Source organism: Ramlibacter sp., assembly GCF_050250995.1.
In the GTDB taxonomy this organism is placed as follows: Bacteria; Pseudomonadota; Gammaproteobacteria; order Burkholderiales; family Burkholderiaceae_C; genus Ramlibacter.
In genome coordinates this window covers 76,730-86,582 of the sequence record NZ_JBFWNP010000006.1, presented here as the reverse complement: position 1 = coordinate 86,582, position 9,853 = coordinate 76,730, and the positions used below count along the sequence as shown (strand labels likewise).

The 9,853-nt window shown below is 71.3% G+C and carries 11 protein-coding genes; 3 read left to right on the top strand and 8 right to left on the bottom strand.

All coding sequences use genetic code 11. From position 1 onward, the window contains the following. Positions 1 to 2 precede the first annotated feature (2 nt). A complete protein-coding gene (locus AB7E83_RS07530; protein WP_428567271.1) occupies positions 3 to 671 on the bottom strand; it encodes a filamentous hemagglutinin N-terminal domain-containing protein in 669 nt (222 codons plus the stop codon). A 122-nt stretch (positions 672 to 793) separates the two neighbouring features. Here AB7E83_RS07530 and AB7E83_RS07525 point away from each other — a divergent pair, with 122 nt between their 5' ends. Further along, on the top strand, positions 794 to 1,771 hold the full coding sequence (locus AB7E83_RS07525; RefSeq protein ID WP_428567268.1) for a GlcNAc-transferase family protein: 978 nt from the start codon (positions 794 to 796) through the stop codon (positions 1,769 to 1,771). On the opposite strand, the gene AB7E83_RS07520 is transcribed toward AB7E83_RS07525, so the two are convergent. From AB7E83_RS07520 to tsaB, 3 genes are read right to left on the bottom strand one after another with little or no spacing between them, the layout of a single operon-like run. Beyond that, positions 1,725 to 2,570, bottom strand: coding sequence for a uracil-DNA glycosylase (locus AB7E83_RS07520; RefSeq protein WP_428567265.1), 846 nt, complete (start codon positions 2,568 to 2,570; stop codon positions 1,725 to 1,727). The two genes, AB7E83_RS07525 and AB7E83_RS07520, sit on opposite strands and share 47 nt — an antisense overlap. Next, on the bottom strand, positions 2,567 to 3,034 hold the full coding sequence (rimI, locus tag AB7E83_RS07515; protein ID WP_428567263.1) for a ribosomal protein S18-alanine N-acetyltransferase: 468 nt from the start codon (positions 3,032 to 3,034) through the stop codon (positions 2,567 to 2,569). Before rimI ends, AB7E83_RS07520 begins: the two co-directional genes overlap by 4 nt. Next, on the bottom strand, positions 3,031 to 3,723 hold the full coding sequence (gene tsaB, locus AB7E83_RS07510; RefSeq protein ID WP_428567262.1) for a tRNA (adenosine(37)-N6)-threonylcarbamoyltransferase complex dimerization subunit type 1 TsaB: 693 nt from the start codon (positions 3,721 to 3,723) through the stop codon (positions 3,031 to 3,033). Before tsaB ends, rimI begins: the two co-directional genes overlap by 4 nt. Positions 3,724 to 3,771: 48 nt before the next feature. Between tsaB and dacB the strand changes: the two genes are divergently transcribed. Further along, complete coding sequence (gene dacB / locus AB7E83_RS07505; RefSeq protein WP_428567259.1) at positions 3,772 to 5,157, top strand: D-alanyl-D-alanine carboxypeptidase/D-alanyl-D-alanine endopeptidase; 1,386 nt, start codon at positions 3,772 to 3,774, stop codon at positions 5,155 to 5,157. 25 nt (positions 5,158 to 5,182) lie between these two features. On the opposite strand, the gene AB7E83_RS07500 is transcribed toward dacB, so the two are convergent. From AB7E83_RS07500 to purE, 4 genes are all read right to left on the bottom strand, one after another. After that, positions 5,183 to 6,136, bottom strand: a complete 954-nt coding sequence (locus AB7E83_RS07500) for an SGNH/GDSL hydrolase family protein (protein WP_428567256.1) — start codon at positions 6,134 to 6,136, stop codon at positions 5,183 to 5,185. 68 nt (positions 6,137 to 6,204) lie between these two features. Then, positions 6,205 to 7,200 carry an L-threonylcarbamoyladenylate synthase gene (locus AB7E83_RS07495; protein WP_428567254.1) on the bottom strand — a complete coding sequence of 332 codons (996 nt, stop codon included), beginning with the start codon at positions 7,198 to 7,200 and terminating at the stop codon, positions 6,205 to 6,207. A gap of 9 nt (positions 7,201 to 7,209) precedes the next feature. Beyond that, positions 7,210 to 8,367 carry a 5-(carboxyamino)imidazole ribonucleotide synthase gene (locus AB7E83_RS07490; RefSeq protein WP_428567251.1) on the bottom strand — a complete coding sequence of 386 codons (1,158 nt, stop codon included), beginning with the start codon at positions 8,365 to 8,367 and terminating at the stop codon, positions 7,210 to 7,212. Positions 8,368 to 8,413: 46 nt separating this feature from the next. After that, complete coding sequence (gene purE, locus AB7E83_RS07485; protein ID WP_428567248.1) at positions 8,414 to 8,908, bottom strand: 5-(carboxyamino)imidazole ribonucleotide mutase; 495 nt, start codon at positions 8,906 to 8,908, stop codon at positions 8,414 to 8,416. Positions 8,909 to 8,960: 52 nt separating this feature from the next. On the opposite strand from purE, the gene trxA reads away from it, so the two are divergent. Then, positions 8,961 to 9,848 carry a thioredoxin gene (gene trxA, locus AB7E83_RS07480; RefSeq protein WP_428567246.1) on the top strand — a complete coding sequence of 296 codons (888 nt, stop codon included), beginning with the start codon at positions 8,961 to 8,963 and terminating at the stop codon, positions 9,846 to 9,848. Positions 9,849 to 9,853: the final 5 nt, after the last annotated feature.

The window sequence follows — 9,853 nt, the reverse complement described above, 5'->3', positions numbered from 1 at the left end:
CGTCAGCGCGACCCGCCGTCCCGCCGTCCCGCCGCGAGCAGCGTCGCGCCGGTGTCGGACTTCAGAACCGCGCCTTCGCCAACGTGAATGTCGGGGGCGAGCAGCACGAGGTCGCCGCTGCGCGCCAGCACCCGGCCGTCGACGGACAACGCGCCGGCAGCGCCACCGTCGCCGAACACGTGCCGGCCCGCGAGCGCATCGGCGTCGCTCATTCGCAGCGTCGAGGCCGTGAATCCCGCGGTGTCGACCACCGCGCCCGCGCCGACCGCGATGCCCGCGGGGTTGACGAGCACGAGCCGGCCATTGGAGCTGAGCGTGCCGAAGATGCGGCTGGGGTCGCTGCCGTGGACGCGGTTGATCGACGTGCTGGTCGCGCCGGGTTGGACGAACTGCGTCGCCGTGCCGCCCGGCACGGAGAAGCTTTGCCAGTCGATGACCGAATGCGACGTGCCTGCGCCGTTGGCCGTGGTGACGATGGTGCGGCTGCCCTGCTGCACGACGCTCGCCGTCCCGTGGACCGCCTGCGCGCCCGCCGGCTGCGCGCGCAACCCGGGCGGCGCGAAACAGGTGGCGAGCGCGAGCACGAAGGCCAGAGGAGCGTGGCCCGCAACGGCCGGCGATGCCGTGTGCATCGTCCCTGTCGGCAACGGCGGATTGCGATCGACTGTCATGAACCTCCGGGGTGGTCTTCAAACGGTATCACAGCGATATCGGCGCGGCAATGCGCTCGCCGCGGCCGCCGGCGCCGGCGCCGCTTGCTAACATGGCGCGAAGAACTTGCACCCGCGGGCCCATGTCGATCTTCCTCAGCATCGCGTCGTACTGCGACCCCGTCCTGACCTTCACGATCCAGCGCGCGATCGCCACCGCGCGCGACCCCGGGGCGCTTCACTTCGGCGTGGTGGAGCAGACGCCGCCCGACTGGCCCCGCCTCGACGCCACCGTCGCCGGCATCGCGCGGCTGAGCTATCTGCGCTTCGACCCCGCCGACGCGCGCGGCCCCTGCTTCGCGCGCTCCATCGCCATGACGCTGTACGACGGCGAGGACTGGTTCTTCCAGATCGATTCGCACATGGATTTCGAACCCGGCTGGGACGCGACGCTCGCCGACCAGGCCCGCGCCCTCATGCCGGGCCGGCGCGGCGTCGCGATCTCGTCGTATCCCAACGCATTCGTGTTCGACGACAAAGGCAACGCCGTCCCCGGGCCGATGCCCGGCAAGGCGCTCGCCCACGTCGTGAAGCCGGGCAGCAGCTTCGACCCCGAGCATCCCGTGCTCTCCTTCGAGGCGCATCCGGTCGACAGCCGCGAGCCGGTGCCGGGCTTCCACGTGGGCGCGGGGTGCCTGTTCGCACCGGGCGACGTCGTGCAGCTCATCCCGTACGACCCTTTCCTCTACTTTCATGGCGAGGAGCAGGCGTTCGCGCTGCGGCTCTTCACGCACGGCTGGGACATCTTCCACATGCCCGACCTGCCCGTCTACCACCTCTACAACCTGCCCGGCTCCGGCACGCCGCCGCGGCCCATGCACTGGGACCCCGCGCACGAAGCGCAGCGGAAGATCGGGTGGTGGCTGTACGAGCAGCGCGCGCGCGGGCGGCTCACGCACCTCGTGGCCGGTTCGCCGTTCGGCGTCTACGGACTCGGCAAGGTGCGGACCGTCGCGGACTATGCGGCGTTCTGCGGCATCGACTACGCCGCGCGCACGCTCTCGCCGCAGGCCTTCAAGGCGATCGGGTTTCTGCCGCCCCCGACGGAAGCGCCCGCGTAGCGCGCACGAGCGACTGCGCGAGGCACAGGTCGGCCCACGCCTTGGCCTTGTCGGGCAGGTTGCGCAGCAGGTACGCCGGGTGGTAGGTCACGACGACCGGCACACCGCTGTACTCGTAGGCGCGTCCGCGCAGCCGGCCGATGGGCTCGGTGGAGCCGAGCAGGGACTGCACCGCGAAGCGTCCCATCACGAGGATGATCCTCGGCCGCAGCAGCTCGACCTGGCGGCGCAGGAAGGGTTCGCACTTCGCCACTTCGTCGGGCTCGGGATTGCGGTTGCCGGGCGGGCGGCACTTGAGCACGTTGGCGATGTACACGCCCTTGCCGCGCGCGACGCCGAGCGAGCCGAGCATGTTGTCCAGCAGCTTGCCGGCCTGGCCGACGAAGGGTTCGCCCAGCCGGTCCTCGTTCTCGCCGGGCGCTTCGCCGACGACGAGGATCTCCGCGCGCAGGTCGCCCACCCCGAAGACGGTGTTGGTGCGGCCGTTGCAGAGCTTGCAGGCCCGGCATTGCGCGACGGTGGCGGCCAGTGCGTCCCAGTCCATCGACGCGACGGCGCCGAGGGGTGCGGGGGACGCGACGATCGGCACGGAGACCCTTGGCGACAGCGAAGGAACGGCCGTCGCCGGCTTCGGGGGCTGCTCGATGTCGCCGGTCCTGCGGACCGGCTCGCCCCCCGCCTGGCGGGGGGCCGCTTGCGGGGGGGTGCCGACATCCGCCCGGGGGGAATGGGCCACGGCGTGGCCCACTCCCATTTCGGCGAGCATGCCGAGCCGTCGCTCGTCGAGCAGCAGGGTCACAGCTTGAAGCTCATCACGATGGCGTCTTCGCGGCGCCCGGGTCCGTCGGGGTAGTACGCCTTGCGTTCGCCCACACGCCGGAAGCCGTAGCGCTCGTACACCTGCTGCGCGCGCGCGTTGCGCTGCCGCACCTCCAGCCACAGCCACTGCGCGCCCTGGGCGCGCGACCACAGCGCCAGCGCGTCGAGCATGACGCGGCTCCAGCCCTGGCCCTGCATCGGGGGCGCCACCGTGATGTTGAGCAGGTGAACTTCGTCCACGCCCTTCATCGCGACGAAGTAGCCGAGGATCGAATCGCCGGCCGCCAGCATCTGCGCCTGGTAGCCCGAGCGCAGCGAATCGGCGAAGTTGCCGCGGCTCCACGGGTGCGCGTACGTCACCGCCTCGATGGCGAGGACGTCGTCGAGGCGGGTCTCGGTCATGGGCTCGAAGCCCGCCTCCAGGCTCTTGAAGACAGCACTCATGGTCGGTCGGCGGCCGCGCGCGAACGCGCGCGTTCCTCGGTAGTTTGCGCCACTTTATCGCGGACGTAGAGCGGGATGGCCCCGGCCGCATCCGTGGCGTGGCCGTCGGCGAGCAGGGCGGGGGCGACGCGCAACAGGGCCAGGGCATCCGGCAGGGCCTCGATGCCATCGGGCAGACGCCCCGCGTACGCAGCGGCCGCGTTGCCGGCAAGCGTCCATCCCGCGGGCACCGCCAGGGATTCGGGCCGCCACAGCGCGGGTTCGGTGCGGCGGTGCCAGCGCCCCGCATCGAGCTCGTAGCGCGCCGAATACACCTCGTCCATGCGCGCATCCAGTACCGCCACCACCCGCGTGGCGCCGGCCTTGTCGCGCGCATCCTCGGCCACCGCCAGCAAGGTATCGACGGGCAGCAAAGGCACGCCCGAGCCGAACGCGAGCCCCTGCGCGACCGAGCACGCCGTGCGCAGGCCCGTGAACGAGCCCGGGCCGCGGCCGAAGACGATCGCGTCGAGCTCGCGCACCTTCAATCCGGCCGCGACCAGCAGCGACTCGATCGCGGGGATGAGGCTCGCCGACGCCTGCGCGCCGCCCGCGCCGCGATGGCTCGCGGGTCCGCCCGCGCCCTGCCCGGGCCACGACAGCGCGATGGAGAGGTGTTCGGTGCTGGTGTCGAACGCGAGCAGGTTCAAGGGGTTTCCGGGGGTGGGCCGTCATTATCGCGGCACCATAATCGCCGCATGCGCGTCCGACCCTGCGTTGCCTCCTGGCTCCTCGCCATCGCCGGCGCCGGGACCTCCGCGCAGGGACTTCCGCCCGAAATCGACGCCGCGCTCGCCCGCGCGCGCCTGCCGCGGGACGCGGTCACGCTGCTCGTCGCCCCGGTCGACGGCTCGGGCGCGCGCATCGCGCACCGCATCGACGCCCCGGTGAATCCGGCCTCCATCGCCAAGTTGCTCACCACGTTCGCCGGGCTGGAACTGCTCGGCCCGTCGTATGCGTGGTCGACGCCGGTCTACGTGGACGGCGCGGTCCGCGACGGAACGCTGCATGGCAATCTCTACATCAAGGGCCAGGGCGACCCCAAGCTGGTGATGGAGCACCTGTGGGTGTTGCTGCGGCGCGTGCAGGGACTGGGCATCAAGCAGATCGCCGGCGACATCGTGCTCGACCGCGGCGCCTTCGAAGTCGCGCCCGTCGACCCGGCCGCGTTCGACGGCGAGCCGCTGCGGCCGTACAACGCCGCGCCCGACGCGCTGCTCGTGAACTACAAGTCGGTGGTGATGACGTTCACGCCGCTGGCCAACGGGCTCGTGCGCCTGCACGCGGAGCCGCCGCTCGCCGGCCTGCAGTGGCCGGCCACGGTATCCGCCTCGCGCGGCGAATGCAGCGACTGGCGCACCGCGCTCAAGGCCGATTTCACGGACCCCTTGCGGCCGCAGTTCGCCGGCGCGTACCCCGTGTCGTGCGGCGAGCGCGTGTGGCCGATGGCCTACGCCGACCCCGGCGCCTATTCGGGGCGGGCCATCGCCGGCATGTGGCAGACGATGGGCGGGCAGTTCGCGGGGCAGGTGCGCGAGGGCCGCGTGCCCCCGCAGCTGAAGCCGGCGTTCCTCCACACGTCCCCGGCGCTGGCCGAAGTCGTGCGCGACATCAACAAGTACAGCAACAACGTGATGGCTCAGCAGCTCTTCCTCACGCTGAGCCTGCAGGCGAAAGGCCGCGGCAGCCTGCAGGCATCGCGCGAAGCCTTGCGCGCCTGGTGGCGCGAGCGCATCGGCGGCGAGCCGCCGAGCGTGGAGAACGGCGCGGGCCTCTCGCGCACCGACCGCATCACGGCCCGCCAGCTCGGCCAGCTGCTGCAGGCCGCCTGGGTGTCTCCGCTCATGCCCGAACTGATGGCCTCGCTGCCCGTGGCCGGGCTCGACGGCACGATGCGCCGCAGCAAGACCACCGCCGTGGCGCACCTGAAGACGGGCAGCCTGCGCGACGTGGCCGGCGTGGCCGGCTACGTCCACGGCACCAGCGGGCGACGCTACATCTTCGTGGCCATCGCGAACCACGGCGCGGCGTACGCGCTGCGGCCGGTCATCGACCAGCTTATCGACTGGACCGCGCGCGACTGAAAGCCGGCGCGCGATCCGCCGCGGATCACCAGCGCTCGCGGATGCGCGCGTGCGCGTAGTCGCCGAAGGTGCGGTGCGCCTGGGGCGACGGATACACCCGGTCGGCCCACAGGTAGCGGGCCGTGTCGACGCCCGCGAGCAGGGTCGACGGCGTACACAGGCGGGAGTTGACCTGGCCGGCCCCCGTGCCGATGCCGGCGCCGGCATCGACCGAGGTACACACCACATCGGTCGCGTTCGTCAGGGAGTAGAGCGACGGGCTCGCAACGACCAGGTTGAAATGGAGCGCGGCGTCGATGTAGAGCACGTTCGCGCCGAGGTCGGCGATGTTCACGAGCAGCTCTTCGTTGAAGCGGCTGGCCGCATCCGTCAGCAGGCTTTGCTGCGAAGTCTGGATCGCCCACGGCGAGCGGCCCATGTTGTACGGCCCCACGACCACGATGTGCCGGCCGCCCGCGGTGACCAGCCGGCGCACCTGCGTCGCCATCGCGCGCGCCGCGGTGCGCACGTTGGCGACGGCCTGCGCGGACGTCTGCGTGCCGGCCAGTGCGGCCGCCACCTCGACGATGATGTCGGAGACGCCGGCGTTCACGACCACGAGGTCGTTCTGGACGAGCGTGTTCGCGGCGAGGAAGCGGTCGATCTGCTCCGTGACCGTGGGGGTGGCGGAAACGCCGGCCGCGTCGGGCTTGGCCGCGATGCGCGCGTTGCCCGTCGCGTACGAGAGCCCGCCCGTCGACGACGGCGTGAGCTCGCGGCCGTACTGGCTGGCCATTTGCAGCGTCCAGACGTTCAGCGTGTTGTCGTTGATCGTGTAGCGCCCGCCGCCCTGGCCGACGTCGGCGAAGCCGTCGCCGAATGCAATCAAGCGCGTGGGCTGCAACTGCGACTCGATCGTGCCCGAGCCGCAGGCGGCCAGCGCCAATGCAGCCGCGCTCGCGGCCAACAGCAGGCTGCGCCGCAACCAGATACCTGTCATGGAGTTCTCCAATATCGAAGGGGTCGAGTTTAGTGGGAGCGCCGGACCTGCGCCGAATCCGCTGCAGGCTAGCCTGCAGCGGCGCGCCGCAGGCGGTCGCGCACGCCATCCCACGCGGGCTCGTCAGGCGGCGGTTCGACCCAGATGAGCCGCACCTGCTGGTCGTCGAATTCGCGCAGCACGGCGAAGAGCTGGCGCGCCGTCTCGGCCGCGTCGTCGGGCATGCGGCGCACGCGCACGGAGTCGCCGCGCGCCCGAATGGCCGTGCGCGCGTACACGCCGATGCGCGGCGCGTCGGCGCCGAGGACGTCGAGCGCGGTCTGCAGCATGCCCGCGGGCATGAGGCGCACCTTGGCCGTCGGCGCATAGTGCGACGCCAGCGTGCCCGAGGCGCGCGGCGCGGCGTCGGGCATGTCGAGCGGGTCGCGCAGGCGCTCGCCGCAGGCCGATTCGATCTGCTCGCGCGTGAGGACGCCGGGGCGCAGCAGCACGGGAACGCCGCGCGTGCAGTCGACGATGCTCGACTCGATGCCCACGGGGCACGCCCCGCCGTCGAGGATGAGCAGCGACGCGCCGAATTCGGATTCGACGTGGGCCGGCATCGTCGGGCTCACGCGGCCGAAGCGGTTGGCGCTGGGCGCGGCAAGGCCGAGGATCGGCGGGCTCGCCTGCGCGCATGCGAGAAGCAGTGCGTGCGCGACCGGATGCGCGGGGCAGCGCAACCCGATGGTGGCCTGCCCCCCGGCCGCCGCAGCACCGGCTTGCGCGCGTCTCGGCAGGATGAGCGTGAGCGGACCCGGCCAGAATGCATCCATGAGCCGCTGGGCCACCGGAGGCACGGACGACGCGAAGTGCGTTGCCGACGGCGCATCCGGCACGTGGACGATCAGCGGATGATCGCTCGGCCGGCCCTTGGCGGCGAAGATCTTCGCGACCGCGTCGTCGCGCCCCGCGTCCGCCGCGAGGCCGTAGACGGTTTCGGTGGGCAGCGCGACGAGTTCGCCCGCGGCAAGCGTGGCCACGGCCCGCGCGATGGAGTCCGGATGGTCGCCGGGAAGGATCAAGCGCCCACCTCAGAACGCCTCGATGCCCAGCAGGGCCGCAGCCTGCAGCGCCACCGCGCGCACGCCCGCGACCGTTTCGCCGGTCACCGTGAGATGCCCCATCTTGCGGCCCGCCCGCGCGCTGATCTTGCCGTAGAGATGCAGATGCGTGCCGGGCAGCGCAAGCACGGCGTCCCAGGGCGGCGTGCGCTCGGTCCCGCCCGCGAACCACAGGTCCCCCTGCAGGTTGAGCATGACGGCGGGGCTGTGCTGCCGCGGCGCGGCGAGCGGCAGACGCGCGAGCGTGCGCACCTGCAGCTCGAACTGCGACACGTCGCTTCCCTCGATGCTCCAGTGCCCGCTGTTGTGCGGCCGCGGCGCGATTTCGTTGACGACGAGGGCGCCATCGGCCAGCAGGAAGAATTCGACGCACAGCACCCCGACGTAGCCCAGGCCCTCGGCGATGGCCTTGGCCGAAGCGATCGCCTGGCTCGCCTGCGCATCGGGCACGTTGTTCGCGTACACCTCGGTGACGGCAAGAATGCCCGCGCGATGCAGGTTGCGCTGCACGGGCAGGTGGACCATCGCGCCGTCGTGGCCGCGCGCGACGACGACCGAGCACTCGGCGGCGAGCGGCAGCAACTTCTCGAGCACGCATGGCACGCGACTTTGCCGCTCCCACGCGGCCGCGAGTTCGGTGCGCGTGGACACGCGTTCCTGGCCCTTGCCGTCGTAGCCGAGGCGCGCGGTCTTGAGGATGCCGGGCAGCAGGTCGTCGGCGATGGCCGCGAGCTGTTCGGCCGTCTCGATCACGGCATACGGCGCGCAGGCGACGCCGCAGCGGACGAAATGCGCCTTTTCGCGCGCGCGGTCCTGCGCGATGGCGACCGCCTGCGCATCGGGCGACACCGGCCGCGAGCGCGCGAGCCACTCGAGCGCCTGCGCCGGCACGTTCTCGAACTCGGTGGTGACGGCATCGCTGCATTCGACCAGCCGCGCGAGTCCCGCTTCGTCCAGATAGTCGGCGCGAATGTGGTGGTGGCTCACGCGCCCTGCCGGACTGTCCGCATCGGGGTCGAGCACGGCGGTGAAATAGCCCATGCGCTGGGCGGCGTGGATGAACATGCGGCCGAGCTGGCCGCCGCCCATGACGCCGAGCGTGGACCCCGGCTGGAGAACGGCGCTCATGCGCCGCCCCGCGGGTCCGTCCGAAGAAGCTTCAAGCGCGGGGACTTCATGGCGCAGGCGGCAAGGTCATGTTGCGGGCGATCTCGGTCTGCCGGGCGCGGAAGGTGTCGAGCTGCGTGCGCAGCCGGGTGTCGTGGACGGCCAGCATGGCGACCGCGAACAGCGCCGCATTCGCCGCGCCCGCCGCCCCGATGGCGAAGGTGGCGACCGGAATGCCCTTGGGCATCTGCACGATGCTGTGCAGCGAATCGACGCCCTGCAGGTGGCGGCTGGCCACCGGCACGCCGAGCACGGGCACCGTCGTTTTCGCGGCCAGCATGCCCGGCAGATGCGCCGCGCCGCCGGCCCCGGCGATGATCGCCGCGAGCCCGCGGCCGGCCGCCTGCTCGGCGTACGCGAACATGTCGTCGGGCATCCGATGGGCCGAAACGACCCGCGCTTCATGGGCGATGCCGAATTCCTGGAGAATCTGCACTGCATGCTGCAGGGTGTCCCAGTCGCTGGACGACCCCATCACCACGCCAACCTGGATCGAGCTCAAGAGATTGCTCCCAAAGGTTGAATTTTAATTGTCCGACCCGAGCTCCAACGCAATGATCGACGTCACGATAGAAAACTTCGAGAGCGAGGTCATCGCAGACTCCGCCAACATCCCCGTGCTGGTGGACTTCTGGGCGCCCTGGTGCGGCCCCTGCAAGGCCCTCGGCCCCATCCTCGAGAAGCTCGAAACCGCCTATGGCGGCGCCTTCAAGCTGGTGAAGATCAACTCCGACGACGAGCAGCAGATCGCCCAGGCCTTCGGCATCCGCAGCATCCCCACCGTCATCCTGCTGAAGGACGGCCAGCCCGTGGACGGCTTCATGGGCGCGCTGCCCGAGGGCAAGGTCCGCGAGTTCCTCGACAAGCACGTGGTGGCGAAAGTCGCCGAGGAAGATGCGCCGGCCGAGGAAGCGCCCGCCAGCGACGACCCCGCCGACGTGCTCGAGCGCCTGCAGCACGACGTCGCGGCCGACCCGTCGAACGACGACACCCGCTTCGCTTACGTGAAGGCGCTGCTCAATGCGGACCGCATCGACGACGCGAAGCGGGCCTTCGAGCCCGCCGCGCCCAAGGCCGGTGTGGTTCGCCGCGTGGATGCGCTCAAGCGCTGGCTGGACGCGATCGACCTCGCGGCGGGCGGCACGGCGCGGGTCGAAGACCTCGATGCGCGCATCGCCGCGAACAAACGCGATTTCGACGCGCGCTTTGCACGTGCGCAATTGCTCATGGCGAAGCGCCAGTGGGTGCCGGCGATGGACGAACTGCTCGAAATCCTGATGCGCGACAAGGCGTGGAACGACGACCAGGCGCGCAAGACCTACATCGCCATCCTCGAGATCATCGAGGCGCCGCGGCCCAAGGTCGCGGACGGGCAGATCCCGCCGGACGATCCGACGGTGGCGACGTATCGGCGGAGGTTGTCGAGCGTCGTGCTCAGCTGAGTTTC